Annotated in this window: 19 protein-coding genes; 7 read left to right on the forward strand and 12 right to left on the reverse strand. The window is 71.8% G+C overall.

From position 1 onward, the window contains the following. Positions 1-87 precede the first annotated feature (87 nt). From ACWCPI_RS23440 to ACWCPI_RS23455, 4 genes are read left to right on the forward strand one after another with little or no spacing between them, the layout of a single operon-like run. Positions 88-1,578: an ABC transporter substrate-binding protein gene (locus tag ACWCPI_RS23440; RefSeq protein WP_451039931.1), complete on the forward strand. Its 1,491-nt coding sequence runs from the start codon at positions 88-90 to the stop codon at positions 1,576-1,578. Then, positions 1,575-3,383 (forward strand): ABC transporter permease subunit, encoded by a 1,809-nt coding sequence (locus ACWCPI_RS23445; RefSeq protein WP_451039932.1) that lies wholly within the window; start codon positions 1,575-1,577, stop codon positions 3,381-3,383. Before ACWCPI_RS23440 ends, ACWCPI_RS23445 begins: the two co-directional genes overlap by 4 nt. Further along, entirely contained in the window at positions 3,373-4,362 is a 990-nt protein-coding gene (locus ACWCPI_RS23450) for an ABC transporter ATP-binding protein (RefSeq protein ID WP_451039933.1), read from the forward strand. Before ACWCPI_RS23445 ends, ACWCPI_RS23450 begins: the two co-directional genes overlap by 11 nt. Then, positions 4,359-5,039, forward strand: coding sequence for an ATP-binding cassette domain-containing protein (locus ACWCPI_RS23455; protein ID WP_451039934.1), 681 nt, complete (start codon positions 4,359-4,361; stop codon positions 5,037-5,039). Before ACWCPI_RS23450 ends, ACWCPI_RS23455 begins: the two co-directional genes overlap by 4 nt. On the opposite strand, the gene ACWCPI_RS23460 is transcribed toward ACWCPI_RS23455, so the two are convergent. After that, complete coding sequence (locus tag ACWCPI_RS23460) at positions 5,026-5,604, reverse strand: TetR/AcrR family transcriptional regulator (protein ID WP_451039935.1); 579 nt, start codon at positions 5,602-5,604, stop codon at positions 5,026-5,028. The two genes, ACWCPI_RS23455 and ACWCPI_RS23460, sit on opposite strands and share 14 nt — an antisense overlap. Before the next feature lie 97 nt (positions 5,605-5,701). On the opposite strand from ACWCPI_RS23460, the gene ACWCPI_RS23465 reads away from it, so the two are divergent. Continuing rightward, positions 5,702-7,261, forward strand: coding sequence for an MFS transporter (locus ACWCPI_RS23465; RefSeq protein ID WP_451039936.1), 1,560 nt, complete (start codon positions 5,702-5,704; stop codon positions 7,259-7,261). Positions 7,262-7,294: 33 nt separating this feature from the next. Here the strand turns inward: ACWCPI_RS23465 and serA are convergent, their stop codons facing one another. The 6 genes from serA to ACWCPI_RS23495 all read right to left on the reverse strand — a co-directional run bounded on the left by serA (position 7,295) and on the right by ACWCPI_RS23495 (position 17,374). Beyond that, entirely contained in the window at positions 7,295-8,884 is a 1,590-nt protein-coding gene (serA, locus tag ACWCPI_RS23470) for a phosphoglycerate dehydrogenase (protein ID WP_451039937.1), read from the reverse strand. 289 nt (positions 8,885-9,173) lie between these two features. Continuing rightward, complete coding sequence (gene ilvC, locus ACWCPI_RS23475) at positions 9,174-10,172, reverse strand: ketol-acid reductoisomerase (RefSeq protein ID WP_451039938.1); 999 nt, start codon at positions 10,170-10,172, stop codon at positions 9,174-9,176. 118 nt (positions 10,173-10,290) lie between these two features. Then, on the reverse strand, positions 10,291-10,815 hold the full coding sequence (ilvN, locus tag ACWCPI_RS23480; protein WP_003997672.1) for an acetolactate synthase small subunit: 525 nt from the start codon (positions 10,813-10,815) through the stop codon (positions 10,291-10,293). 25 nt (positions 10,816-10,840) lie between these two features. Beyond that, the gene (locus tag ACWCPI_RS23485) at positions 10,841-12,697 is read right to left on the reverse strand and encodes an acetolactate synthase large subunit (protein ID WP_451039939.1); all 1,857 of its coding nucleotides are present in this window, start codon (positions 12,695-12,697) and stop codon (positions 10,841-10,843) included. Positions 12,698-12,934: 237 nt separating this feature from the next. Beyond that, positions 12,935-15,970 carry a putative bifunctional diguanylate cyclase/phosphodiesterase gene (locus tag ACWCPI_RS23490; protein ID WP_451039940.1) on the reverse strand — a complete coding sequence of 1,012 codons (3,036 nt, stop codon included), beginning with the start codon at positions 15,968-15,970 and terminating at the stop codon, positions 12,935-12,937. Positions 15,971-16,420: 450 nt separating this feature from the next. Beyond that, a complete protein-coding gene (locus ACWCPI_RS23495; protein WP_451039941.1) occupies positions 16,421-17,374 on the reverse strand; it encodes a 2-hydroxyacid dehydrogenase in 954 nt (317 codons plus the stop codon). 76 nt (positions 17,375-17,450) lie between these two features. On the opposite strand from ACWCPI_RS23495, the gene ACWCPI_RS23500 reads away from it, so the two are divergent. Beyond that, on the forward strand, positions 17,451-18,449 hold the full coding sequence (locus ACWCPI_RS23500) for an aldo/keto reductase (protein ID WP_451039942.1): 999 nt from the start codon (positions 17,451-17,453) through the stop codon (positions 18,447-18,449). 232 nt (positions 18,450-18,681) lie between these two features. Then, entirely contained in the window at positions 18,682-19,815 is a 1,134-nt protein-coding gene (locus tag ACWCPI_RS23505) for a PQQ-dependent sugar dehydrogenase (protein WP_451040018.1), read from the forward strand. 49 nt (positions 19,816-19,864) lie between these two features. Here the strand turns inward: ACWCPI_RS23505 and ACWCPI_RS23510 are convergent, their stop codons facing one another. The 5 genes from ACWCPI_RS23510 to ACWCPI_RS23530 all read right to left on the reverse strand — a co-directional run bounded on the left by ACWCPI_RS23510 (position 19,865) and on the right by ACWCPI_RS23530 (position 26,808). Further along, positions 19,865-22,912: a helix-turn-helix transcriptional regulator gene (locus ACWCPI_RS23510; protein WP_451040019.1), complete on the reverse strand. Its 3,048-nt coding sequence runs from the start codon at positions 22,910-22,912 to the stop codon at positions 19,865-19,867. Between the two features lie 77 nt (positions 22,913-22,989). Continuing rightward, positions 22,990-23,184, reverse strand: a complete 195-nt coding sequence (locus ACWCPI_RS23515; RefSeq protein ID WP_451039943.1) for a hypothetical protein — start codon at positions 23,182-23,184, stop codon at positions 22,990-22,992. A gap of 207 nt (positions 23,185-23,391) precedes the next feature. Next, positions 23,392-23,973 (reverse strand): hypothetical protein, encoded by a 582-nt coding sequence (locus ACWCPI_RS23520; RefSeq protein ID WP_451039944.1) that lies wholly within the window; start codon positions 23,971-23,973, stop codon positions 23,392-23,394. 35 nt (positions 23,974-24,008) lie between these two features. Next, the gene (locus ACWCPI_RS23525) at positions 24,009-24,584 is read right to left on the reverse strand and encodes a GNAT family N-acetyltransferase (RefSeq protein ID WP_451039945.1); all 576 of its coding nucleotides are present in this window, start codon (positions 24,582-24,584) and stop codon (positions 24,009-24,011) included. Further along, positions 24,562-26,808, reverse strand: a complete 2,247-nt coding sequence (locus tag ACWCPI_RS23530; RefSeq protein ID WP_451039946.1) for an MMPL family transporter — start codon at positions 26,806-26,808, stop codon at positions 24,562-24,564. The genes ACWCPI_RS23525 and ACWCPI_RS23530 overlap by 23 nt, the downstream gene beginning before the upstream one ends. Positions 26,809-26,849 lie beyond the last annotated feature (41 nt).

Consider the following 26,849-nt stretch of genomic DNA (forward strand, 5'->3'; position numbering starts at 1 on the left):
CATGAGACCGCTTCTGAAAATGATTGTCATCATGCTACGGTTCGTGGCGCGTTCAACTATTGACCACGCCTTTACCGGAGTGTCCCCGTGCGCCTCCCTCACCGTCTCCTCCCCCTCACCGCGGCCGCCGCGTCCTTCCCCCTGCTCACCGGCTGCTTCGCGGCAACGGACTCCGGGCCGTCCGGCGACGGCGAAGGCAAGCGCGTCCGCGTGGCGATGATGCTGCCCCCGCGCTCGGGGCTGTCCCCGCTCTCCGACGACGCGTTCAAACTGTCGCGGTGGTCCACCGCCGAGACGCTGGTGAAACTCGACGAGGACGGCGACGCCGTGCCCGCGCTCGCCACCGAGTGGCAACGGTCCGGTCGTGCATGGACCTTCGAGATACGCGACGGCGTCACCTTCCACGACGGCACGAGACTCACCGCCGAGGCGGTCGTGAACTCGCTCACCAAGGCCGCCACCGCCGCCCCCAAGCCCCGCATCCTCGACGGGGTGGAGCTGACCGCGAAGGCCGACGGCGACAAGGTCATCGTCACGACCGCCACCGAGGACCCCCTGGTCCCGCAGCGGCTGAGCTCCCCGCAGCTGTCGATTCTGGCGGCGAAGGCGTACAAGGGCAAGACGGTCGACCCGGTCGGCGCCGGCACCGGCCCCTTCGAGCTGACGAAGGTCGAGGGCACCGCCGCCGCCTCCCTCGACCGCTACGACGCCTACTGGGGCGAGAAGGCCAAGGCCCTGGGCATCGATGTGAAGTTCGTGCCGGACGGCACCGCCCGCGCCGCCGCCCTGCGCACCGGTGAGGCCGACATCGTCGAGGCGGTACCGGTGTCGCAGGCCGCGGTGCTGGACCAGGACCTGATCACCGAGGTCCCCATGCCGCGCACCAACACCCTCTACCTCAACACCGAGAAGGGCGTCTTCAAGGACGCCTCGCTGCGGGCCGCCGCCCGTGAGGCCATCGACGCCGAGTCGATCGTCGAGGGAGTGTACGAGGGCCGCGCCGACGTCGCCGAGGGCCTGCTCGGCCCGGCCCTCCCCTGGGCCGCCGAACTGCGCTCGCCCGTCGAGCACGCCGAGGCGGGCAAGCCGAACGGCAGGCAGATCACCATCGGCACCTTCACCGACCGGGCCGAGCTGCCCGAGGTGGCCGCCACCTTGCAGCAGCAGCTGCAGCAGGCCGGGTTCAAGGTGAAGCTGGACATCCGCGAGTACGCCAACATCGAGGCCGACGCGCTCGCCGGCCGCTTCGACGCGTTCATCCTCTCCCGTGCCACCGTCCTGGACTCCGGCGACCCGGCCGCGTACCTCTACAGCGACTTCGCCTCCTCCGGCGGCTTCAACCTCTCGCAGCTGTCCGCCCCTGAGGTCGACAAGGCCCTGCAGAAGGCCTCGGACACCGAAGCCGGCGAGGCCCGCCGCAAGGCGATCATCGCGGGCGAGGCCGCCGTCCTCGCCGCGGACGCGGCGGTGCCCATGCTCCACGAGCGCGTGATCCAGGGCGACGCCACCGGTGTCGTCGACGCGGCCCACGACCCGCGCGAGCGGGAACTCGTCACCGTGGACACGTACGTCAAGTGAGGTCCGCCGCGAAGCAGCCGGTCAGCTCCGCCGGGCTGACCCGCTTCCTCTGTCTCGTCGCCGTCCTCGCCACCGTCGGCCTGCTGCCCTGGCTCTCGCGCAACGACCCCGCGCTCACCGTGCTGCGCGCCCGGTCCGCCGAGCAGGAGCCGACCGAGGAGGCGCTGTCCGCCATCCGTGAGGACCTCGGCCTGGGCGCCGGCCCCCTGTCCCTGCTGGGGAACTGGGCCGCGGGCCTGCTGCGCGGCGACCTCGGCACCTCCTGGGTGTCCGGTGCCGGCGTCCTGCCGTCCGTCGTCGCCGGCCTCCAGGTGTCACTGGGGCTGATGGGCGCGGCGCTCGCCACGGCGGTCGTCCTGGCCGCGCTGCTGGTGGCGCCGGTGCTGGTGCGGGGGCGCGGGTCGGCCGGGGCGTTCGCCGCCATGCTGGCCGCCGTACCCGAGTTCCTGCTGGCCACCGTCGCGCTGCTGGTGTGCGGTGTGTGGCTGGGATGGCTGCCGACGGCCGGCTGGGCCGGCCCGCAGTACCTGGTGCTGCCCGCCCTCGCGCTCGGCGTTCCGGCCGGCGGTCTGCTCGGCCGGCTCGTCGCGGACGCGCTGCCCGCCGTCCTCGACGAGCGCTGGGTGGAGCTGTGGCGGGGCGCCGGGGTGAGCCGGGCCCGGATCGCGGGTGCCGCGCTGCGGCGCGTACTGCCGCCGCTGGTCCCCCAGTTCGGGATGGTCGCCGTCGGGCTGACCGGCGGCGCGGTCGCCGTGGAGGTGGTGTTCGCGGTGCCGGGCATCGGCCGTACGGCTCTGGGCGCGGCCAAGTCGCAGGACCTTCCGCTGCTCCAGGGTTCGGTCCTGGCCCTGCTGCTGCTCGGTCTCGTCGCGGGCGCGTCGGCGACACTCGCGCGGCGCCGGCTGCTGGGGCCCGCGCTGCGTGACGCCGGTCTGACGCTGCCCCCGGCCCGCCCGGTCCGCGCCCACCCGGCGATTGCGGTGACGCTGTTCGCGGTCCTCGCCCTGACCATCGGCTGGGGCCTGCTGCGCGACCCGTACACGGTGACGACGGCCGACCGTCTCGCCTCCCCCTCGTGGGCACACCCGCTCGGCACCGACGCCCTCGGCCGCGACGTGCTCGCCCGGCTCGGTCACGGTGCCGCCTCGACGGTCGGCACGGCCGCCGCGATCTGCGCCCTGAGTCTGCTGGTCGCCCTCGCGCTGGGTTTCCTGCCCGGCGTCGCGGCGGGCGCCGCGGACATCGCCAACGCCCTGCCGCCGGTGATCGTCGGCATCCTGGTCGCGGCGGCGACCGGTCCCGGTGCCGCGGGCGCGGCCCTCGCCGTGGCCCTGATCTCCTGGCCGGCGCTGTCCGCGCACGCGGCGGCCCTGGTGCAGGAGGTGCGGGCGTCGTCGTTCCTGACCGCCCAACGGGCCATGGGCGCCACCCCGTGGTGGATCCTCACCCGGCACGTCCTGCCGTCCGTGGCCGCCCCCGTCGCCCGTCACGCGCTGCTGCGCCTGCCCGGCATCGCCCTCGCCCTGGCGTCCCTGGGCTTCCTCGGGCTCGGCTCGCAGCCGCCCACGCCCGAGTGGGGCCTGCTGCTCGACGAGTCCCGGGCCTACGTCGAGCGCGCGCCCTGGGCGGCCCTCGCCCCGGCCGTCGCGCTGGCCCTGCTGGCCGGGCTGGCGGTGTCGGGGGCGGCGGCCGCGCGGGGGCGGCGGCCACGCGGCGACGGCCGCTCGCGGCACCGTCGTGGTGGCGCACGCGTCACGGGTGACGCATCCGCCACCACACGGAAGGAGACCCCCGTTGGAACCTGAGAGCCGCCCCGAGGCACTGCTGTCGGTACGCGCGCTGCGCATCGCCTTCGACGGGGTCGAGGCCGTGCGCGGTCTCTCCTTCGACGTCCTGCCGCGCGAAGTCCTGGCGATCGTCGGGGAGTCGGGCGCGGGCAAGTCCCTCACGGCCCGGGCGCTGCTGGGCATGCTGCCTCGCGGCGCGACGGCGAGCGGGACGATCCGGCCGGACCTGGCGGCCCATCGCGGCCGCCGGATCTCCCTCGTCCCGCAGGACGCCCTGTCCGCCCTCTCCCCCGTGCACCCGGTGGGGGACCAGCTCGCCGCCGCCGTGCGGTCGGTGGCCGGTGTCTCCCGCAAGGAGGCCCGGTCCCGGGCGGTGGCCGCACTGGACCGGGTGGGCATCCCGGACGCCGCCCGCAAGGCGCGGGCGTACCCGCACGAGTACTCAGGCGGTATGCGGCAGCGCGCCGTCATCGCCATGGCGACGATCAACGAGCCCGATGTCGTCGTCGCCGACGAGCCCACCACCGCGCTGGACGAGGAACACCGCGACCAGGTGCTGCGGGTGCTCGCCGACCGGCGGGAAGCCGTCGGGGCCGCGTTGGTCCTGGTCACACATGACATGGACGTCGTAGGCGAGCACGCGGACCGCGTGCTGGTCATGTACGCCGGCCGTCTCACCGAACTCGGTCCGGCGCAGGAGGTGCTGGGCCGGCCCCGCGCCCCGTACACCGCGGGCCTGCTGTCCTGCCTCCCCCAGCACGCGCCGCCCGGCCGCCGGCTCCCGGCCCTGCGCGGCACCCCGCCCTCCCCGGCCGCGCTCCCGGCGGGCTGCGCCTTCGCCCCCCGATGCCCGCTCGCGGCGGACGCCTGCCATGCGGCGGAGCCTGAGCCGCACCAGGTGGAGGGACGCCTGGTGGCCTGCGACCGCTGGGCGCAACTCCCGTATCCCGCGACCGAGTTGTTCCAGGACCGGGGAAAGGAGCGGCAGCCCGCATGAGCGACGCCCTGCTCGAAGTCCATGACCTCGTGGTCCGCTACGGCGGCGTCACCGCCGTCGACCAGGTCTCGCTCACCCTGGCCGCCGGCGAGACCCTCGCCCTCAACGGCCCCTCCGGCTGCGGCAAGTCCTCGACCGGCCTCGCGGTCCTCCAGCTGCGCCGCCCGGACGCCGGTGAAGTCCGTTTCGAGGGACGGGAGCTGACGTCCCTCAGCGAGCGCGAGCTGCGCCCGCTGCGCCCGCGTATGCAGCCCGTATTCCAGGACCCGTACGGTTCGCTGAGCCCCCGCCACCGCATCCGCGACGCCGTGGCGGAACCGCTGAAGGCGCAGGGGCGGTGGACCGCCGCCGACGGCCCCGCCCGAGTCGCCGAACTCCTGGACCGGGTCGGTCTCGACCCGTCGTACGGGGAACGCCGTCCGCACGAGCTGTCCGGCGGCCAGTGCCAACGCGCCGGAATCGCCCGGGCGTTGGCCTGCGAACCCCGGCTGCTGGTCCTGGACGAGCCGGTGTCGGCCCTCGATCCCTCCGTGCGCGCCGGTGTGCTGAACCTGCTCGCCGACCTGCGGGACGACCTCGGCCTGGGCTACCTGTTCATCTGCCACGACCGGGCGGTCGTACGGCATTTCGCGGACCGGGCGATCGAGATGCGCGAGGGTCGCGTCACCTCCGGGTAGCTGCCTCGATCACCTGCCGGAGGCCTTCCGCCAGTTGGTCGGCCTCCGGGGCGGTCTTCGGGTCGAAGGTCCACTGCGCCATGAGGCCCATCATCAGGGTCAGATAGAAGTAGCCCAGGGTGTCGACGGTCTCCTCCGGCACGTCCTCCTCGCGGCCGCCCTGGAAGATCGCGACGATGCCGCGCGCCCCCTCCCGCTGGGCCCGCGCCAGATGCTCGCGCACCTCGGGCACCTGGTCGCCCATGACCACGACCTCCAGGCTGAGCCGCCACAGGGAACCCGGCTCCCGCATGGTGCCGATGATGTTCGCCCACACCTCGGCGAACCGCTCGACCGACCCCGGTTCTCCACGGATCTCGCCGCCGCCCTCGAAGGCATCGGACATGCCCTCCACCATCTCGACGTAGGCCTGCGCGAGCAGCGCGTCCTTCGAGCCGTAGTGGTAGCCGATCGACGCCAGGTTGGTCCCCGACTCCTTGACGATGTCGCGCGCGGTCGTGCGCACGAAACCCTTCGCCAGCAGGCAGCGCTTGGCGCCTTCGAGCAGATCCTCACGGTGTCCCATGCGGGCCACCCTACCTTCGGTCCATACAACCGTCCTATACGCACGACTTACACGCTCGTCCTAGACAAGCGTTTAAGACACTCGTACAGTCGCCGTCATGACGAACTCGACGAGCCCTTCCACCGGCACCCGCGCCGGTCGCCGCGAATGGACCGCCCTCGGCGTGCTGATGCTCCCGCTGCTGCTGGTCTCCATGGACGTCTCGGTCCTCTACTTCGCGGTCCCGGCGATCAGCGCCGACCTGGAGCCGAGCGGCACCCAGCAGCTGTGGATCTTCGACATCTACGGCTTCGTGCTGGCCGGCCTGCTCATGACGATGGGCTCGCTCGGCGACCGCGTCGGCCGCCGACGTCTCCTGCTGACGGGCGCCGCCGCCTTCGGAGCCGCCTCACTGGTGGCGGCGTACGCGAACAGCGCCGAGACCCTGATCGCGGCGCGGGCGGTCCTCGGCATCGGCGGCGCGACCCTGATGCCCTCGACCATGGCGCTCGTCCGCACGATGTTCACCGACCCGAGGCAGCGTACGACCGCGATCGGCCTGTGGTCCGGGGTGATGACGGCCGGCATCGCCCTCGGCTCGGTGATGAGCGGGCTGCTCGTCGAGCACTTCTGGTGGGGCTCGGTCTTCCTGGTCAATCTCCCGGCGATGCTGCTGCTCCTGGTCCTGGGCCCCGTCCTGCTGCCGGAGTCGAGGAACCCGAGTCCCGGACGCTTCGACTGGCCGAGCGTCCCCCTGTCGATGGCGGCCGTGCTGCCCGTGATCTACGGCCTGAAGGAGATCGCCGCCGAGGGATGGAACGTGCGCCACGTGATGGCCGTGACGACCGGCCTGCTCTTCGCCGCGCTGTTCGTCCACCGTCAGCGCACGGCGGCCTCACCCCTGATCTCGCCGGAACTCTTCCGAGGCCGCGGTTTCAGCCCGGCCGTCACCCTCAACCTGGTCGCCGCCTTCGGCATGATGGGCTCGGCGTACTTCACCACCCAGTACATCCAGTCGGTCCTGGGCAACAGCCCTCTTCAGGCCGCGCTGTGGAGCCTGCTGCCGTCGCTGCCCATCGCAGTCGCGGCCCCCGTCGGCGCTCAGCTCGTCCAGCGAGGCGTCCCCCGGGCCTACGTCGTCGGCGGCGGCTTCACGCTCACGGCGTGCGGCTATGTGCTGCTGGCCCTGACCGGCACCGACTCACTCTGGCTGCTGCTGACCGCCTGCGCCGTCCTCGCCTGCGGGGTCGTCGTCGCCACCGCCCAGCTGGCGGACCTGGCCCTGAGCGCCGCTCCCATGGAGAAGGCGGGCGCCGCTTCGTCCCTGCTGGAGACGGGTACCGAGTTCGGCGGCGCGTTGAGCATGGCGTTCCTCGGCTCGATCGGCATGGCCGTCTACCGCCACGAGATGCCGGGCTCGGCCCCGGACGCGGCCCGCGAGACCCTGGGCGGAGCGCTGGCGGTCGCCGATCGGGTCCCGGGGCTGGCGACGGCCGCACGGGAGGCGTTCACCAGCGGGATGCACGGGGCGGCCCTCACGGGCGTGGCCGTGCTGACCGGAGCGGCGGCGCTCGCGGTGGTCACCCTGCGGCGAGAGCCCGCGTGGACGGCGTCGCAGCGGCACACGCCCGAGAAGGCCGGCGTCCGGGCCGGGCACGAAAAACGCCGGACAGGCTGATCGACCAGCCCGTCCGGCGTTCGGGGTGCTACGTCAGGCGAGGTTCACCGCGCGAGCCGACGTCGCTCCGATCTCCTCGGCGACCTCGGCGAGCACACTCGCCGGCACCGTGTCGTCGACGGTCAGCACGGCCAGCGCCTCGCCGCCGGCCGCCGCACGGGCGACCTGCATGCCGGCGATGTTGATGCCCGCCTCGCCGACGATACGGCCGACGGTGCCGACGACACCCGGACGGTCCTCGTACTTCAGGACGACCATGTGGTCGGCGAGCGCGAGGTCCACGTCGTAGTCGCCGACCGCGACGATCTTCTGCAGGTGCTTGGGGCCGGCCAGCGTGCCGGACACCGACACCTCCTCGCCGCCGGCGAGCGTGCCGCGCACGGTGACGACGTTGCGGTGGTCGGCCGACTCCGAGCTGGTGGTCAGCCGCACCTCGACACCGCGCTCCTGCGCGAACAGCGGGGCGTTGACGTACGACACCGTCTCGTCGACGACGTCCTCGAAGACACCCTTGAGGGCGCTGAGCTCCAGCACCTTCACGTCGTGCTGGGTGATCTCGCCGTACACCTCGACGTCGAGACGGACCGCGACCTCACCGGCGAGCGCGGTGAAGATGCGGCCGAGGCGCTCGGCGAGCGGCAGGCCCGGCTTGACGTCCTCGGCGATGACACCGCCCTGGACGTTGACCGCGTCCGGGACCAGCTCACCGGCGAGGGCGAGGCGCACCGAGCGGGCGACGGCGATACCGGCCTTCTCCTGCGCCTCGTCGGTGGAGGCACCGAGGTGCGGGGTGGCGACGACCTGGTCGAACTCGAACAGCGGGGAGTCCGTGCAGGGCTCCTTCGCGTACACGTCGAGACCGGCACCGGCGACCCGGCCCTCCTTGAGGGCGGAGTACAGCGCCTCCTCGTCGACGATCCCGCCGCGCGCGGCGTTGACGATGCGCACGCTCGGCTTGACCTTGCGCAGCGCCTCGTCGCCGATCAGGCCGAGAGTCTCGGGGGTCTTGGGCAGGTGGACGGTGATGAAGTCGGAGACCTCGAGCAGCTCGTCCAGCGACAGCACCTTCACGCCCATCTGCGCGGCGCGCGCGGGCTGCACGTAGGGGTCGTAGGCGACGACCTTCATGCCGAAGGCGGACATGCGCTGCGCGACGAGCGCGCCGATGCGGCCGAGGCCGACGACGCCGAGGGTCTTCTCGGCGAGCTCCACGCCCGTGTACTTGCTGCGCTTCCACTCGCCGTTCTTCAGCGCGGCGTTGGCCTGCGGGATGTTGCGGGCGGTGGCGAGGAGCAGACCGCAGGCGAGCTCGGCGGCGGTCACGATGTTCGAGGTGGGGGCGTTGACGACCATCACGCCGGCCTTGGTGGCGGCGGAGACGTCGACGTTGTCCAGGCCGACGCCGGCGCGCGCGACGACCTTCAGCTTGTTCGCGGCCGCGATCGCCTCGGCGTCGACCTTGGTGGCGGAGCGGATCAGGATCGCGTCCACCTCGGCGATGGCCGGGAGCAGTTCGGCTCGGTCTGCTCCGTTGCAGTGGCGGATCTCGAAGTCGGGGCCAAGCGCGTCGACGGTGGCGGGCGACAGCTCTTCAGCGATGAGTACGACGGGTTTCGAGCTCACGTGAGTCCTCACATGTCCAATGCGGACGGCCGTCCCGACGGCCGCAGGCGGTGGAGGGGGCTTGCCGCGTGGAAGACGCACGACGCTGTGGGCCTGACGCGTATGTAGTACGGCAGTGTAGTGCCGTGGCGGAGGGCGTCTTACGCCTCTGCGGAAGGATCACCCGGACGGGAAACTCCATTTTGTATGGGGCTTTTCAAGGGAGCTTTCCAAGGAAGCTTTCCAAGGGGTCCGGGGCAAAGCCCCGTGGCGGTACCCCCGATCGAGGGTACCGCCACGGAAGTGAGGCTTACGCCTCCTCGTTCACCCAGCTCATGAGCTTGCGCAGCTCCTTGCCGGTGGTCTCCAGCAGGTGCTCGGAGTCGGCGTTCTTGTACTCGTTGTACTTCTTCAGACCGCCGTGGTACTCGTCCATCCAGGCCTGGGCGAAGGTGCCGTCCTGGATCTCGGCGAGGACCTTCTTCATCTCGGCCTTGGTGGCGTCGGTGATGATGCGCGGGCCGGTGACGTAGTCGCCCCACTCGGCGGTCTCGGAGATCGACCAGCGCATCTTCTCCAGGCCGCCCTCGTACATGAGGTCCACGATCAGCTTCAGCTCGTGCAGGCACTCGAAGTACGCGATCTCCGGCTGGTAGCCGGCCTCGGTCAGCGTCTCGAAACCGGCCTTGACCAGGGCGGCCGTACCGCCGCAGAGGACCGCCTGCTCACCGAACAGGTCGGTCTCGGTCTCCTCGGTGAAGGTCGTCTTGATGACGCCGGCGCGGGTGCCGCCGATGCCCTTCGCGTACGACAGGGCGAGCGCGAAGCCGTTGCCGGTGGCGTCCTGCTCGACGGCGGCGATGCAGGGAACGCCGCGGCCCTCCTCGTACTGACGGCGCACCAGGTGGCCGGGGCCCTTCGGGGCGACCATGCAGACGTCGACGCCGGCCGGGGGCTTGATGAAGCCGTAGCGGATGTTCAGGCCGTGACCGAAGAACAGCGCGTCGCCGTCCTTCAGGTTCGGGGCGATGTGCTCCTCGTAGACCTGGGCCTGGATCGGGTCCGGGACGAGGATCATGATGACGTCGGCCTCGGCGGCGGCCTCGGACGGGCTCACCACGCGCAGGCCCTGCTCCTCGGCCTTCGCCTTGGACTTGGAGCCCTCGTGCAGACCGACACGCACGTCGACACCCGAGTCACGGAGCGACAGCGCGTGGGCGTGGCCCTGGCTGCCGTAACCGATGACCGCGACCTTGCGGCCCTGGATGATGGACAGGTCGGCGTCGGCGTCGTAGAACAGCTCGGCCACTTTGGGTTCTCTCCTTGTGTGCAGGTGTTGCGTCCCACCGTATGACGGCGGGGATGAGGGAGGTCTCGGAGTCTCGGTATCCGGGCGGCCGGTTTCCCCCGGGCGCCCGGATGCGTGCTTATGCCGACCGGTCGAGCGCGCGCAGCGAGCGGTCCGTGATGGAACGCGCCCCGCGGCCGATGGCGATCGTGCCGGACTGGACGAGTTCCTTGATGCCGAACGGCTCCAGCATCTTCAGCATGGCCTCCAGCTTGTCACTGGAGCCGGTGGCCTCGATGGTGACGGCCTCCGGGGAGACGTCGACGGTCTTGGCGCGGAACAGCTGGACGATCTCGACGATCTGGGAGCGCGTCTCGTTGTCGGCGCGCACCTTCACCAGAACGAGTTCCCGCTGAACGGCCGAACCCGGCTCCAGCTCGACGATCTTCAGCACGTTGACGAGCTTGTTCAGCTGCTTCGTCACCTGCTCCAGCGGCAGGTCCTCGACGTTCACCACGATGGTGATGCGGGAGATGTCGGGGTGCTCGGTGACGCCGACCGCGAGCGAGTCGATGTTGAAGCCGCGGCGGGAGAACAGGGCGGCGATCCGGGCGAGGATGCCCGGCGTGTTCTCCACCAGGACGGAGAGCGTGTGCTTGGACATGGTCTGCTTCCTTTACCTACGGCTCTCAGTCGTCTTCGTTGTCGCCGAAGTCGGGGCGGACGTCCCGGGCGGCCATGATCTCGTCGTTGGAGGTGCCGGCGGCGACCATCGGCCACACCATCGCGTCCTCGTGGACGATGAAGTCGATGACGACCGGACGGTCGTTGACGGAGTTCGCCTCTTCGATGACCTTGTCGAGGTCGGCCGGGTCCTCGCAGCGGATCGCGTAGCAGCCCATGGCCTCCGACAGCTTCACGAAGTCGGGGACGCGGGTGCCGGCGCTGGGCTGCTTGCCGTCCGCTTCGGGGCCGCTGTGCAGCACGGTGTTGGAGTAGCGCTGGTTGTAGAAGAGGGTCTGCCACTGGCGGACCATCCCGAGGGCGCCGTTGTTGATGATGGCGACCTTGATCGGGATGTTGTTCAGGGCGCAGGTGGTCAGCTCCTGGTTGGTCATCTGGAAGCAGCCGTCGCCGTCGATCGCCCAGACCGGCTTGTCCGGGGCTCCGGCCTTGGCGCCCATCGCGGCCGGGACCGCGTAGCCCATGGTCCCGGCGCCGCCGGAGTTCAGCCAGGTCGCCGGCTTCTCGTACTGGATGAAGTGCGCGGCCCACATCTGGTGCTGGCCGACGCCCGCCGCGAAGATCGTGCCCTCGGGTGCGAGCTGGCCGATGCGCTCGATGACCTGCTGCGGGGACAGGGAGCCGTCCTCGGGCTGGTCGTAGCCGAGCGGGTAGGTGTCGCGCCAGCGGCTCAGGTCCTTCCACCAGGCGCTGTAGTCGCCCTTGTGGCCTTCGGCGTGCTCCTTCTGAACGGCCTGGACCAGGTCCGCGATGACCTCGCGGGCATCCCCGACGATCGGCACGTCGGCGGCCCGGTTCTTGCCGATCTCGGCCGGGTCGATGTCGGCGTGGACGATCTTGGCGTACGGGGCGAAGCTGTCCAGCTTGCCGGTGACGCGGTCGTCGAAGCGGGCTCCGAGGGCGACGATCAGGTCGGCCTTCTGCAGCGCGGTGACGGCGGTGACCGCACCGTGCATGCCCGGCATTCCCACGTGCAGCGGGTGGCTGTCGGGGAATGCGCCGAGCGCCATCAGGGTGGTGGTGACGGGCGCTCCGGTGAGTTCGGCGAGGACCTTCAGCTCGGCGGTGGCACCGGCCTTGATCACGCCGCCGCCGACGTAGAGGACGGGCCGCTTGGCGCCCGTGATCAGTTTGGCGGCCTCGCGGATCTGCTTGGCGTGCGGCTTGGTGACGGGCCGGTAGCCGGGCAGGTCCATGGTGGGCGGCCAGGAGAAGGTGGTCTTCGCCTGCAGGGCGTCCTTGGAGATGTCCACCAGCACCGGGCCGGGCCGGCCGGTGGCCGCGATGTGGAACGCCTGCGCGATCACCCGCGGGATGTCCTCGGCCTTGGTGACCAGGAAGTTGTGCTTGGTGATCGGCATCGTGATGCCGACGATGTCCGCCTCCTGGAAGGCGTCCGTGCCGATCGCCTTGGAGGAGACCTGGCCGGTGATGGCCACGAGCGGCACCGAGTCCATGTGGGCGTCGGCGATCGGCGTGACCAGGTTGGTCGCGCCCGGCCCCGAGGTCGCCATGCAGACTCCCACCTTGCCGGTGGCCTGCGCGTAACCGGTGGCGGCGTGACCGGCGCCCTGCTCGTGCCGGACCAGCACATGGCGCACCCTGGTGGAGTCCATCAGCGGGTCGTACGCCGGAAGGATCGCACCGCCGGGAATGCCGAATACCGTGTCGGCGCCGACCTCCTCGAGCGAACGGATGAGGGACTGCGCACCCGTGACGTGCTCGGGGGCGGACTGCTGTCCTCCGGATCGGGGCCGCGGCTGCGGATGATGGGCCCCGGTGGCCTGCTCGGTCATCGGCATTCTCTTCTCGATGCTGAGGGTTTTTGCGAGGTTTGGGCGGAGTTGCGATGCTGCACGAGTGGCGCCTGTGCAACAAAAAACCCCTCGTGCCATAAGGCAAGCGAGGGGAGCGCGCCGGGTGTGGAGGCTGGGAGTTCCGGTTCTGCCCGGACGTCACCAGCTTCAGCCGACGCGCTTTCCAAGTACGAGAATTCGGGTGCGCATGGCACAGACCCTCCCCCCGGCACGCACCCACTGTCAAGTGGGTGGGACGGGAGTCTCATTATGTGAACGGAGGGCGCTGCCGCCTCCGAGTACGGCGGGCACACCGCTCGTGTACACCCCTGTACCCCGGTCCATGGGCTCGGGCACACCGCCCGCGAAAGCGGGCTCCACCGGGCCGTGCGGCACCGGATAGTGGCCGGAACCGAGCGCCCGGCGCAGCCGGTACTCGTCCAGCGGCCCGGAGAACGCCATGCCCTGCCCATGGGTGCAGCCCATCTCGCGCAGGGCGACGACCTGTTCCGGCAGGTCCACGCCGTCGGCGACGGACTGCAGCCCGAGGTCGCCGGCGATCCGCAGCAGCCCGCTGGTGATCTTGTGCAGCCGCGCCGACTCGACCACTCCCTCGACCAGGCCGCGCTCGAGTTTGAGCACGTCCACGGGAAGCCTGCGCAGGGCCGTGATCGCCGCGTAACCGCTGCCGAAGCCGTCCAGGGCGACCCGGACGCCGATTCTGCGCAGGCCGCTCAGACGGCGCTCCAGTTCGTCCAGGGAGGCCCGGGGGTCGAGGTCGGACAGCTCGATGATCAGCGACCCGGACGGCAGCCCGTGCCGGGTCAGCAGCGACTCGATCGAGCCGCGCGCCATCGACCGGTCCAGCAGCCGCCTCGCGCCCATGCGGACGGTGATGGGGACGGCGAGCCCGGTCGCGGTGCGCTCGGCGGCCTGCTCGACGGCCTCCTCCAGCATCCAGCGCCCCAGCTCGGCGGTCTTGTCGCTGTCCTCGGCCACCCGCAGGAACTCGGCGGGCGTGAACAGCACGCCCTGCGACGAGCGCCACCGGGCCTGGGCGGCGACCGAGGCGATCCGGCCGTCCTGCAGGCACACCACCGGCTGGTGCAGCAGCGCGAACTCGCCGTCGTGCAGTGCGGCACGCAGCCGCGTGGCCAGCTCCGCCTTGCGTACGACGTCCTGCTGCATCTGCGGCTTGTAGAGCTCGACGCGGCCCTTGCCACCGGCCTTGGCGCGGTACATGGCCAGGTCGGCGTTGCGCAGCAGCTCCCCGGCACCGAGGCCCGGCTCGGCGAAGGCGACGCCGATGGAGGCGTTGACACGGACATCGTTGCCGTCGATGAGGTACGGCTGTGACAACGTCACCCTGAGGCGGTCGGCCAGCTCCAGGATGTGCCGTTCGCGGGCGGTGCGGTCACGCGTGGTGTCCCCGACGATCAGGGCCGCGAACTCGTCGCCGCCCAGCCGGGACGCCGTGTCGCCCTGCCGGACCGCGTCCTGGAGTCTGCGGGCGGCCTGGACGAGCAGTTCGTCCCCGGCCTGGTGCCCGATGGTGTCGTTGACGCCCTTGAAGCCGTCGAGGTCGATGAAGAGGACGGCCGTGTTGCGCAGGGCGATGCCGCGGTCGGTGGCCCGACGGCCGGACAGTGCCTGCTGGACGCGCCTGGTGAACAGCGCGCGGTTGGGCAGATCGGTGAGCGGGTCGTGCTCGGCGTTGTGCTGGAGCTGCGCCTGCAGGCGCACTCTCTCGGTCACGTCCCGGCTGTTGAAGATGAGGCCGCCGTGGTGACGGTTGACGGTGGACTCGACGTTGAGCCAGCCGCCCTCGCCGGAGCGGAAGCGGCATTCGATGCGGGTGGTGGGTTCCTCCAGGGGGCTGGCGGCGAGGAAGCGGCGCACCTCGTGCACCACGCAGCCCAGGTCCTCCGGGTGGATGAGAGTGGCCAGTTCCGTACCCACCAGGTCCTCGGCGGGGCGGCCGTAGACCCCGGCGGCGGCCGGGGAGACGTACCGGAGGATGCCGCTGGGGGCGGCGATCATGATGACGTCGCTGGAGCCCTGCACCAGGGAGCGGAAGTGGTTCTCCTTCTGCGCCAGTTCCTGGGTGAGGGTGATGTTGTCGAGCAGCATGATGCCTTGGCGCACCACGAGGGCGAGCACGACGGTGCCGCCGGTGATGAGCACGACGCGGTCGACGCTGCGACCGTTGAGGACGTTGTAGAGGATCCCCAGTGTGCAGACGGCGGCGGCGAGGTAGGGGGTGAGTGCGGCCAGGGACCCGGCGATCGGCCGGTTGGCCGGATACCGGCCGTGATCACCTCCCGGCGCGGGGGTCTGGTGGTGGCTCCCGGTGCGTTGCCCGGGGACGTGCTCGTGCACCACGCGCGTGTGCCCGGTGCCGTGCCGGTCGCCCTCCTCCTGCCCGCGCCGGGGCGCGGCCCACGGGGCGTACGCCAGGAGCAGCGAGCCGGCGAACCAGCCCGCGTCGAGCAGCTGGCCGGAGCGGTAGCTGTTGTGCAGCAACGGCGAGGTGAACAGCGCGTCGCACATCACGGTCAGCGCGAGCGCGCCGATCGCTGTGTTGACCGCGGTGCGGTTCGACGAGGAGCGCCGGAAGTGCAGCGCGAGCACCATGCTGACGAGGGCGATGTCGAGCAGCGGGTACGCGAGCGAGAGCGCGGTGTGCGCCACGCTCTCCCCGCCGCCGGAGTCGATCTTGGCCGCCTGGGCGAGGGCCAGGCTCCACGCCAGTGTCAGCAGCGAGCCGCCGATCAGCCAGGCGTCCAGTGCGAGGCAGACCCAGCCGGCCTTCGTGACGGGCCGCTTGGCGAGCACCAGGAGTCCCACGATCGCGGGCGGCGCGAAGCACAGGAAGAACCCGTCGGCGTAGGAGGGGCTGGGCACGGGTCGCTCCAGAACGACCTCGTACCACCCCCAGACCAGGTTGCCGAGAGCCGCCATCGCCGAGGAGAGCGCGAACAGCAGCCAGGCGGGTCGAAAACGGATACGGCGGCCACGGGCGTAGCGGAAGCAGGACACGGAGGCGGCGGCGGCCGCGGCGGCCAGCCCGAAGTCGCCCATGATGAGCGCGACTTGGTCCGAACCCCAGCCGAGCGCGGAACCGACGGCGTACGCCGCGCACACCAGGGCCAGAACGAGCTGGGGGACGACTCCCGAGCCGCTGCCCGAGGACGACAGGCGGGGCGGCGTCGTCGGCTGCGAGGGCTTCGCCCGCCGCGTCGAGTCGAGGGTGGTCGTGGGGGGCGGCGGCGAGCTCACCGGGCCCTCCCGGTCCGCGCCGCTCCCGGCTCCCGGGGGTCCGGGTGCGTGGGCTGCGCATGGCGCCTGCGCGTGCTGTGCCTGCGGTGGAGATGGCTGTGACGGCAGCCGTGGCCGCCGTGCCGGCCACTTCTGCGCGCAGCCGTACCCCAGGGTCGCCGGCGGCGGCCCCGCCGCGTCGGATCGCTCGTCCATAGGCCGTGCATCGCCCGTCGCCCCCCTCACACATCTGAACTGTCCATCCCCGGCGCCGAACTGTGAGCGGCGCATCCCCTGTCCGGACGATACACCAGTCTCGTCACTCAGGGACATAGCGCCTCTACGCTCCGTGACGACCAGCGCATATGCGCGTACGGACCGCTTCCGTGGGACTGCGGAGGGTACTCGAATCGGATGACGGGCACGGTGCGCGCGGCGGGCGGGACCCGCGCGCCTCTCAGCCGCTGAGCGTCACACGCGCGTCTCGCCCGTCGTGAGGATCACGTTCCGAAGAGGCTCCCGGTTCACATAACGGCTCAACTGGTCCACCAGCAGCCGCTCGGCGCGCGGCAGGAACGCCGAGGTCGGACCGCCCACATGAGGGCTGATCAGCACACCCGGCGCTTGCCACAGGGGGTGCTCCCGGGGCAGCGGCTCGGGGTCGGTGACGTCCAGGGCGGCGGTGACGCGCCCGGTCTCCAACTCGGTGAGCAGCGCCTTGGTGTCGACCACGGCTCCGCGGGCGACGTTGACCAGCAGCGCGCCGTCCTTCATGCGGGCGAGGAAGTCGGCGTTCACCAGGTGGCGGGTGGCGTCCGTCAGGGGCGTGGACAGGATGACGACGTCCGCTTCCGGGAGCAGAGAGGGCAGTTCGGTGAGCGGATGCACAAGTCCGCGCGCCGTGGTGCGCTCAGAGCGCGCGACGCGCGCCACCCGCGCCAGCTCGAAGGGCGCGAGCCTGTCCTCGATCGCGGCGCCGATGGCGCCGTATCCCACGATGAGGACGCTCTTGTCCGCCAGCGCGGGCCTGAATCCGCCGAGCCACTCCCCCTTGTCCTGCGCCCGCACGAAGTCGGGGACGCCGCGCAGCGAGGCGAGGATGAGCGTGAGGGTGAGCTCGGCGGTGCTCGCCTCGTGCACCCCACGCGCGTTGCACAGCTTCACACCCGGCCGCAGGTGCTTGAGGCCCGCCTCGACGTGGTCGGTGCCGGCGGAGAGCGTCTGCACCACCTCCACCGAGCTCATCCGGGGCAGCGGACGCTGCCCCAGGGCGGGCGGCTTCATGTACGGCACGACGTAGAAGGCGCACTCGGCCGGGTCGGCTGGAAAGTCCTCGGCGCCGTCCCAGAAACGGTAGCGCGGGCCCTCGGGAAGGCCCTCGATCTGTTCCGGCGGGATGGGGAGCCACACGTCAACGGTCGTCATGCCCAGGAGGCTATGTCAGGCGAACAGGAGTGCAGAGGTTAGGTTGGGGTGCCGGAAGAGGGAGGGTTACGGCCAGGTGGAGCGCAGGACGATCGGCGCGGCGGCACTCGCGGTGGGAGCCGTCGGGCTCGGGTGCATGCCGATGAGCTGGGCCTACAGCTCGTCGCGGCAGCGGGGCGAGGAGTCGGTCAGGGCCGTGCACCGGGCGCTCGACGTGGGCTCGACGCTGCTGGACACGGCCGACATGTACGGGCCGTTCACCAACGAGCTGTTGGTGGGGCGGGTGTTGAAGGAACGCCGCCAGGACGCGTTCGTGTCGACGAAGGTCGGTCTGCTGGTGGGCGAGCAGCACATCGTGGCCAACGGCCGTCCCGGCTATGTGAAGCGGGCCTGCGACGCCTCGCTGCGCCGCCTGCAGACGGACGTGATCGACCTCTACCAGTTGCACCGTGCGGACCCCGAGGTCCCGGTCGAGGAGACGTGGGGCGCGATGGCGGAACTCGTCCAGGCCGGAAAGGTACGGGCGTTGGGGTTGTGCGCGGTGGGCGCGCGAGGTGGCCGACGGTCCGGAACCCGCCTGCACGACTCCACGATCCGCCAGTTGCAGCGCGTGCAGCAGGTCTTCCCGGTCAGCGCCGTGCAGGCCGAGTTGTCGGTGTGGTCGCCGGAGGCGCTGGAGACGCTGCTGCCCTGGTGCGCGGCGCGCGGGGTGGGATTCCTGGCGGCGATGCCCCTGGGCAACGGCTTCCTGACCGGCACCCTGAAGCCGGGGCAGGGCTTCGAACCGGACGACGTGCGTGCCCGGCATCCGCGCTTCACCGCCGAGATGATGGCGGCGAACCAGCCGATCGTCGTGGGCCTGCGCCGCATCGCGGCCCGGCACGGGGGCGGGGTCACTCCGGCGCAGGTGGCGCTGGCCTGGGTGCTGGCGCAGGGGCGGCACGTGGTCGTGGTGCCCGGCACGAAGCAGGAACGCCATGTCTCGGAGAACGCCTCGGCCGCGGGGATACGGCTGACGGCGGAGGACCTGGCCGAGGTGGCGGAGCTGCCCCGGGGGCAGGGCTCCTGGGACTGACGTCGAAACCACGCGATGCCGGAGCCGGCCGGGCAAGCCGGCAGCGGTGGAAGGCCGAAACCGGGGGCCGGGCCGAAACCGGGGGCACCGAACCGAAACCGGTCGGGAAGGCGGGGCCTTCGATTGAAGGTTCATGGATCGGGAACCTGTGAGGCGCGAGCGGTGTAAGAACAGTAGTACCCGCCGCGTCGAAGGGACCAAGATCGTGCAGCGTCGAGTCGTGACGGCCGTGATGGCCACGGCCGCACTCCTGCTGACCGCCGCCTGCTCCTCCGAGGACGGGGGATCACCGAGCGGCGGCACGGCCGCGGCGCCGAGCAGCACCACCGGGTCCCCGTCGGCCGGGAAGGCGTCCGAGGAGACCCCGCCCGCGCAAGGTTCGGTCAAGGTGGTGCGCACGGTCGCCGAGGGCCTGAACACCCCGTGGGGCCTGGCCCCGCTTCCCGACGGCGACCTGCTCGTCTCCTCCCGCGACGACGCGACGATCACCCGGGTCGACGGGAAGTCGGGGAAGAAGACCGAGCTGGGCGAGGTACCGGGCGTCTCCCCGGCGGGCGAGGGCGGGCTCATGGGTCTCGCCCTGTCGCCGGACTACGCCTCGGACCACATGGTCTACGCGTACTTCACCTCGGCCTCGGACAACCGCATCGTCCGCATGCTCTACGACGAGCAGAAGCCGTCCGGCGAGCAGTTGGGCGCACCTGACACGATCTTCAGAGGCATCCCCAAGGGCTTCGTCCACAACGGTGGCCGGATCGCGTTCGGCCCGGACAAGATGCTGTACGCGGGCACCGGTGAGAGCGGTGACACGGGCCTGTCCCAGGACAAGGACTCCACGGGCGGCAAGATCCTTCGTCTGACCCCGGAGGGCGAACCGGCCCCCGGCAACCCCTTCCCCGACTCCCCCGTGTACTCGTACGGCCATCGGAACGTCCAGGGCCTGGCCTGGGACTCCGAACAGCGCCTGTTCGCGGCGGAGTTCGGCCAGGACACCTGGGACGAGCTCAACGCGATCAAGCCGGGCGGCAACTACGGCTGGCCGGAGGCGGAGGGCAAGTCCGACGCCGCCGGCTACGTCAACCCCCTGGCCCAGTGGGGCACCGACGACGCCTCCCCCAGCGGCGTCGCCTACGCCGAGGGCTCCGTCTGGATGGCGGGCCTCAAGGGGCAGCGGCTCTGGCGCGTCCCGCTGAAGGGCACGCAGGCGTCGGCGGATCCGCAGGCGTTCCTGGAGGGCGAGTACGGACGCCTGCGCACGGTCGTCGCGGCGGGCGGCGACAAGCTCTGGGTGACCACGAGCAACACGGACGGACGTGGCGGGCCGAAGGACGGGGACGACCGGATTCTGCAGGTGCAGGTGCAGTAGGGGACTGCCTCACCTCCCCGGCGGCGGGAGACCGGGCGAGGGCCCGGCGTCATCCGGCGCCGAGCCGCTCCTCGGCTCCCACCTGGAACAAGCCCGTCCGATGCGCCACGGCCGCCGCCTCGCCCCGCCCCGAGACGCCGAGCTTTCCCAGGATGTTGGACACATGGACGCTGGCCGTCTTCGGGGAGATGAACAGTTCCTCGGCGATCTGGCGGTTGGTGCGGCCGGCGGAGACCAGGCGCAGGACATCCCGTTCCCGGGTGGTGAGGCCGAGGGCGTCGGCCGGGTCCGAAGGGGGTGGGGCCGAGGTGAGGGAGAGGCGGGCCCGCCGGGCCAGTCGGGCCGTGGCTTCGGCGAGGGGGCGGGCCCCCAGGTGGTCGGCGGTCGCCAGGGTGAGGCGGAGCAGTTCGGTGGCGCGGGCACGCTCGTCGTCGCCCCCGACCATGAGCAGCGCCTCGGCCGTGCGGTGGCGGACGCGGGCGAGGTCGTAGGGGCGTTCCAGGGCTTCGAAGGCGGTGATGACGTCGGACCAGGTGTCGGGGGTGGCCCGGTGCTGTGCCCGGTCGAGTTCGGCTCGGGTCCACTTCTCGTAGGCCAGCCACAGGGGCACGCCGGTGGTGAGCTTGCGGACGGCCTCGAAGAGCCGTTCCAGGAAGGCGGCGCGGCCCTCCTGCACGGGGTGCGGCGTCTGGCCGGCGTCGGACTCGGCGACGGCGGCGGCCAGCAGCAGTGGCCAGGCATAGCGCTGGGTGCCGGGTGGGAAGCCGGTGTCCAGGGCGCGGTCGGCTTCGGCGCGGGCGTCCAGGAGGCGGCCCTCGGCGGCTGCAATGCCGAGGGCCAGGCAGGACATCGGCAGCTCGTGCTGCGGCATGGCGTCGTGCGGACCGTAGGAGGCGCGGCCGGCGGCCAGATGGCGGGCCGCCTCGGTGAGTTCGCCGCGCGCGAGCGCGAGGAAGGCGAGGCTGTTGAAGGCTCCGCCGCGCGGCTGCGCGGACTGCCCGGCCCGCTGGGCGTTGACCGCGGCCTGTGCGGCCTCGCTCCAACGCCCCAGGGAGATCAGTGAGTCGGCCAGGTTCGACCAGACCCAGGCCTCGGTGCCGCGCAGGCCCATCTCCTGGGTGAGCCGCAGGCCCTCGCGCAGGAGGCCGACGGCCTCCTCGGAGCGGCCGATGCCTTCGAGGACGGACGGCAGGTTCACATGGCTGCGGCCCACCACCGCCGCCAGGCCGAGGGCGGTCACCTGGTCCCGCACCTCGTACATCTCGGCCAGCCCGGCCTCGATGTCCCCGGCCTCGACCATGAGTCCGCCGAGGGTGAGACGCGCGTTCAGTTCGATGTCCTCGGCTCCCACCATGCGTGCGTACGCGACGGCACGTTCGGCGGCCGACAGGGCCTCGGGGCCGGGCCGGCGCAGCATCGACCACTTGGCGACCAGGGCCAGTACCTCGGCGTGCACCTCCGAGGGCGGCAGGCCGCGCACCAGTTCCTGGGCGGTGCCCAGCTCCTGCCAGCCGTCGCCGCGGGCCTGGGCCTGGACCAGCCGGGAGCGCTGGACCCAGAACCAGGCGGCGCGCAGGGGGTCGTTCTCGTCCTCCAGCAGGTGCAGCGCCCGCTTGGTGATCTTCAGGGCGCGGTCCCGTTCGCCGCACAGCCGGCCGGCGACGGCGGCCTCGGCCATCAGGTCGAGATAGCGCAGGGGTGTGGTGGCGGGGTCGCAGCCGCAGGGGGGATAGGCCTCCGTGCAGTCGACGGGGCGCAGCGTGGCCCGCACGGCCTCGGGGGCGGTGTCCCACAGCTCCATCGCGCGTTCCAGCAACTGTAGTTGCTCGGAGTGGGCGTGCCGGCGGCGGGCGGTGACGGAGGCGTCCAGGACGGCGGGCAGGGCCTTGGCGGGGTCGTTCGCGTGGTACCAGTAGCTGGCGAGCCGCATGACGCGCTCGTCGGCCGGGACGAGTGTCGGATCGGCCTGGAGAGCCTCGGCGTAGCGGCGGTTGAGACGGGAGCGTTCGCCCGGCAGCAGGTCGTCGCCGACGGCCTCGCGGACCAGGGAGTGCCGGAAGCGGTAGCCGTCGCCGGAGGGCGCGGCGATGAGGATGTGGGCGTTGACGGCGGCGCGCAGCGCCTCGATGAGGTCGTCCTCGGCGAGCTGGGCGACGGCGGCGATCAGCCGGTACTCGACGGTGGAACCACCCTCGGCGACGATCCGGGCGACCCGCTGGGCGCTCTCGGGCAGCCCCTCCACCCGGACGAGGAGCAGGTCCCGCAGGGATTCGGTGAGGCCGGTGCGGCAGCCCTCATGGGCGGCGACCGCCAGTTCCTCGACGAAGAAGGCGTTGCCGTCGGAGCGTTCGAATATCTCGTCGACCTGGGCCGGGTCGGGTCGGGCGGCGAGGATGCCGGCGATCTGCCGGCCGACCTCGGCGCGGGTGAAGCGGCCGAGTTCGATACGGCGGACGGTGCGCACACGGTCGAGTTCGGCGAGGAGCGGGCGCAGCGGGTGCCGGCGGTGGATGTCGTCGGAGCGGTAGGTGGCCAGGACGACCAGGCGGCCGGTGCGCAAGGTGCGGTACAGGTAGGCGAGCAGGTGGCGGGTGGAGGCGTCGGCCCAGTGCAGGTCCTCCAGGGCGACGACGACGGTGCGGGTGGCGGCGACCCGTTCCAGGAGGCGGGCGGTGAGTTCGAAGAGGCGGGCCATGCCCTCCTCGTCGGACCGGTCGGATCCCCGGGGTGGCGCCGTCTCCCCCAACTCGGGCAGCAGTCGGGCCAGTTCCTCCTCCTGGCCGGCGGCGGCGGTGGCCAGTTCGTCGGGCAGTTCGCGGCGCAGGGCGCGCAGCGCGGTGGAGATGGGGGCGAACGGCAGCCCGTCGGCGCCGATCTCGACGCAGCCGCCGAGTGCGACGACGGCGCCCTCGCGTACGGCGGCGGCGGCGAACTCCTCGACGAGGCGGGTCTTGCCGACGCCGGCTTCGCCGCCGATCACCAACGCCTGCGGCTCGCCCGTGGCGGCACGGGCGAGCGCGTCGTCGAGCGTCTCCAACTCGGCTGTCCGACCGACGAACACGGGACTGACTGACCTGGTCTCCACGGGGCCGAGCATCGCATGCGGCGCCGACAACCGGGCGGTCCCGGGCTCGTCCGCCGGACGAGCCCGACCGGTCCGCCCGGCCTGAACCGTCACGCGGCGCGCGCGTGACGGTGCCGCCGGAGGCGCGGCGTATGCGCCTCCGCTTCCCCCTCATCCGCGGAGCGCTTCGCGGCCGCACGGCGCGCGGCACGGCGGACACGGGCGGCCTCCCGGACCAGGCGCTCGTGCTCGGCCTGCCGGATCAGCTCGACGGAACGGAGGTGGTGGAACTCGTACTCGTACATGACGGATCCCTTGTCTTTCCTGGTGAGGGAGGGGCTTCGGCGTCGTTCGACGCGATGTCCCCACCTTCGCCGCCCAGGGGGGTCCGGCACATCGGGAGAGTTCCGCATCTTCCGCGGCGGGCGGGGCTCCGGACATGCGTAAGGGGCCTCAGAGCCGCCGTAAGAGGTCCTTACGGTGGCTCTGAGGCCCCGGGTTCTCGCGGCGTCTCAGCCCACGGACGGGATGCCGAGCAGCACGTCGGTGTACTTCAGAACCGCCAGCAGCAGGCCGATGACACCGAGCGTGACACCGCCCCAGGCGACCGCCTTGATCCATCCGGCCTGCGGCTTGCCGGGTGCCCCGAACGCGGGCCGGATGAGCACGAAGACGCCCACGAGCAGCCCGGCGAGCGCGAACAGCCCGCCCCAGAGGGCGGCGGCGTGCCAGCCGTCGACATAGCCCTCCTGGATCAGCTTGTCGACGTTCGAGTTGGAGGAGTTCTCCAGCTGACCGAGGAGGTTCTCGCGCGCGGTGGCGATCGTGCCCACCCAGCTGCCGGTCAGGGAGACGAGTCCGAGCGCCGCGGAGACGACCGCGCCCGCGCCCTGGCCGACGCCGGAGGGGCCTTCTTCCGTGGCCTGAGCGGTCACCTCGCCCCCGGCCTCGGCGTCGTCGTGCTCCGTCGCCTCACCGGCGGCACCGGCGTCGGTGTGGGTGTCGGTCGTCTCGACCGTGTCCACGTTCTCGTCGTCGGTCTTCGCCTTGGTGCCGGTGTCGGCGCCGGTCTCGTCCACTGTCTTCGTTCCCATGCCTCGCACCGTACGGACGCTGTCTGAGAGGTTGCTTAATGATCCTCGTGGGCGGCACGCGTGCGTGCCTCACGCCACTCGGGGGCCAGGATCGACCAGACCTCGAGGTCGTGCCGCACCCCACGATAGGGGTAGCTCTCCCGGCGCACGCCCTCGCAGGTCATGCCCAGCCGCCGGGCCACGTTCAGGCTCGGCGTGTTCCCGGCGGAGGCGATCCACTCGACGCGGTGGATGCCGCGCCGCTCGATCGCGAAGTCGATGAGCACCCGCATCGCGCGCGTGACGAGCCCTCGCCCGGTGCCGGCGGGCTCCAGCCAGCAGCCGACCTCGCAGTTGGCGTTCTCGGCGTCGAAGTTGAGGAAGAGCACACCGCCCACCAGCTTCTCCTCCAGCCACAGGCCGTGCAGGGACCCGGTGTCGGCGGCACGCATGTCGGCGTACCGCTGGAGCACCTCCCGCGCCGACGCCGGGTCCGTGGCCGTCGAGCCGAAGGGCACGTACTGGTTGATGAAGTCCCTTCCCCGCTCCAGGTGGGCCAGGAACTCCTCGGCGTGCCAGAGCTCCAGGGGGCGCAGCTCGGCTCCGTCGTCACCCAGCGATATCGCGTACATCCCGCTGTCGTTCCTCCTCCGCCAGCACGTCCGCCACCTCGGCGTCCGTCGCGGCGGCCAGCCTCTCATGGGCGGCACGGGACTCGGGCGGCTCGATGCTGATGCGCGGCATGCGCTTGTCGAGCCAGCGGGGCAGCCACCAGTTGGCGCCGCCGAGCAGGTGCATCAGGGCGGGGACGAGGAGGGTGCGCAGGACGAAGGCGTCCAGGGCGACGGCGGCGGCCAGGGCGATGCCGAACATGGCGATCACGCGGTCACCGCTGAGGACGAAGGCGAGGAAGACCGAGATCATGATGACCGCGGCGGAGTTGATCACCCGGCTGGTCTCGGCGAGGCCGACCCGGACGGCACGCCGGTTGTCGCCGGTCTCCAGCCACTCCTCGTACATCCGGCTGACCAGGAAGACCTGGTAGTCCATGGACAGGCCGAAGAGGACGGACACCATGATCACGGGGAGGAAGGGCTCGATCGGGCCCGCGCGGCCGAGGCCCAGCAGTTCGCTCCCCCACCCCCACTGGAAGATCGCCACGACGACTCCGAAGGCGGCGGCGACGGCGGCGACGTTCATCGCGGCGGCCTTGAGCGGGATGCCGACGGACCGGAAGGCGAGCAGGAGCAGCAGACAGCCGAGGCCGATGACGACGCCGACGAACAGCGGCAGCTTGCCGACGATCACGTCGGCGAAGTCGTCGTAGCCGGCCGTCATGCCCCCGACGTGCACGTCGAGCGAGGTGCCGGTCTCGGCGCGCGGCAGGACCTCGGAGCGCAGCCGGTCGACGAGGTCGCTGGTCTGCTGCGACTGCGGGGAGGACGTGGGTACGACGGTGAGGTACGCGATGTCCCCGCCCGCGTCGAACGTCACGGGAGTCACCGACGCGACGCCCTCGGTGGTGCGCAGGGTGGCGTCGAGGTTGTCGAGGGCGAGCTTGTCGTGGCCGCCGTCGACCTCGGTGACCAGGGTGAGCGGGCCGTTCACGCCGGGGCCGAAGCCGTCGGCGAGGAGGTCGTAGGCCTGGCGGGTGGTGGAGGTCTGCGGGTTGTTGCCCTGGTCCGAGGTGCCGAGGCGCAGACCGAAGGTGGGCAGGGTGAGGACGGTGATCACGGCGAGGGCTGTCGCGCCGAGCGCCTTGGGGTGGCGCTCGACGAACGCCGACCAGCGCGCGGCGAACCCGGTCGGCAGCTCGGGCTCGGGCCCGTGCTCGGCGAGCCGGCGGCGCTCACGGCGGCTGAGGGCGCGCATGCCGATGAAGGACAGCAGGGCGGGCAGCAGGGTCACGGAGGCGGCGACCGTGAGGACCACGGTCAGCGAGGCGGCGATCGCGACGCCGCCCAGGAAGCTGAGCTGGAGGATCAGCATGCCGAGCAGGGCTATGCAGACCGTCGCGCCCGCGAACACCACCGCGCGTCCGGTGGTGGCCACGGCGTTCGTGATCGACTCGGCGACGGGCAGACCGCGTTTGAGCCCGCGCCGGTGTCTGGTGACGATGAACAGCGCGTAGTCGATGCCGACGCCGAGTCCGATGAGCATGCCGAGCATGGGCGCGAAGTCGGCGACGGTCATGGCGTGCCCGAGCAGCGCGATCCCGGAATAGGCGGTGCCGACGCTCACCAGCGCGGTCGCGATGGGCAGCACGGAGGCGGCGAGCGAGCCGAAGGCGAGGAACAGCACCACCGCCGCCACGGCGACCCCGACGACCTCGGCGAGGTGCCCGCCCGGTGATTCGGTGAGCCCGACGGCGCTGCCGCCCAGCTCCACCCGGAGCCCGTCGCCCTCGGCGGCCTCGGCGGCGCTCACGACGGCCTCGGCCTCGCCCTCGTCGAGGTTCTCCGCGCTGTCGTCGAAGGTGACGGTGGCGTACGCCGTGTGCCCGTCCGCGCTGATCTGGGGGGCGCCCTGCTTGTCGTACGGGCTGCCGACGGCCGCGACGCCGGGCAGTTGCGCGATCCTGTCCAGCGTCCGGGTCATGGTCTGCTCGACGTCGGGGGCGCGGACGGTGCCGGACGTGGTGTGCCAGACGACGGTGTCGCTGTCGCCGCCGAGGCCGGGGAAACCGTCCTGGAGCAGCTGGGTGGCACGGCCCGACTCGGTGCCGGGGACCTCGTAGTCGTTCGAGTACGCGGTGCCCGTCACGACCGCGGCCGCGGACACCCCGCCGAAGGCGAGCAGCCAGAGCAGTACGGCGACGAGGCGGCGTTGGACACACCAGCGTGCAAGGGCTGCCACGAACGTGCTCCCGGGGGCGATGTGTGGATCTTTGATCGGGA

This window comes from Streptomyces sp. NPDC001920, assembly GCF_053594495.1.

Bases quoted from the DNA above. Each gene is read 5' to 3' on its own strand.
- ACWCPI_RS23455 (WP_451039934.1), top strand. From the start codon at position 4,359: ATGAGCGACGCCCTGCTCGAAGTCCATGACCTCGTGGTCCGCTACGGC.
- ACWCPI_RS23460 (WP_451039935.1), bottom strand. From the start codon at position 5,604: ATGGGACACCGTGAGGATCTGCTCGAAGGCGCCAAGCGCTGCCTGCTG.
- ACWCPI_RS23465 (WP_451039936.1), top strand. From the start codon at position 5,702: ATGACGAACTCGACGAGCCCTTCCACCGGCACCCGCGCCGGTCGCCGC.
- ilvN (WP_003997672.1), bottom strand. From the start codon at position 10,815: ATGTCCAAGCACACGCTCTCCGTCCTGGTGGAGAACACGCCGGGCATC.
- ACWCPI_RS23485 (WP_451039939.1), bottom strand. From the start codon at position 12,697: ATGCCGATGACCGAGCAGGCCACCGGGGCCCATCATCCGCAGCCGCGG.
- ACWCPI_RS23495 (WP_451039941.1), bottom strand. From the start codon at position 17,374: ATGACGACCGTTGACGTGTGGCTCCCCATCCCGCCGGAACAGATCGAG.
- ACWCPI_RS23505 (WP_451040018.1), top strand. From the start codon at position 18,682: ATGGCCACGGCCGCACTCCTGCTGACCGCCGCCTGCTCCTCCGAGGAC.
- ACWCPI_RS23510 (WP_451040019.1), bottom strand. From the start codon at position 22,912: ATGCTCGGCCCCGTGGAGACCAGGTCAGTCAGTCCCGTGTTCGTCGGT.
- ACWCPI_RS23515 (WP_451039943.1), bottom strand. From the start codon at position 23,184: ATGTACGAGTACGAGTTCCACCACCTCCGTTCCGTCGAGCTGATCCGG.
- ACWCPI_RS23520 (WP_451039944.1), bottom strand. From the start codon at position 23,973: ATGGGAACGAAGACAGTGGACGAGACCGGCGCCGACACCGGCACCAAG.
- ACWCPI_RS23525 (WP_451039945.1), bottom strand. From the start codon at position 24,584: ATGTACGCGATATCGCTGGGTGACGACGGAGCCGAGCTGCGCCCCCTG.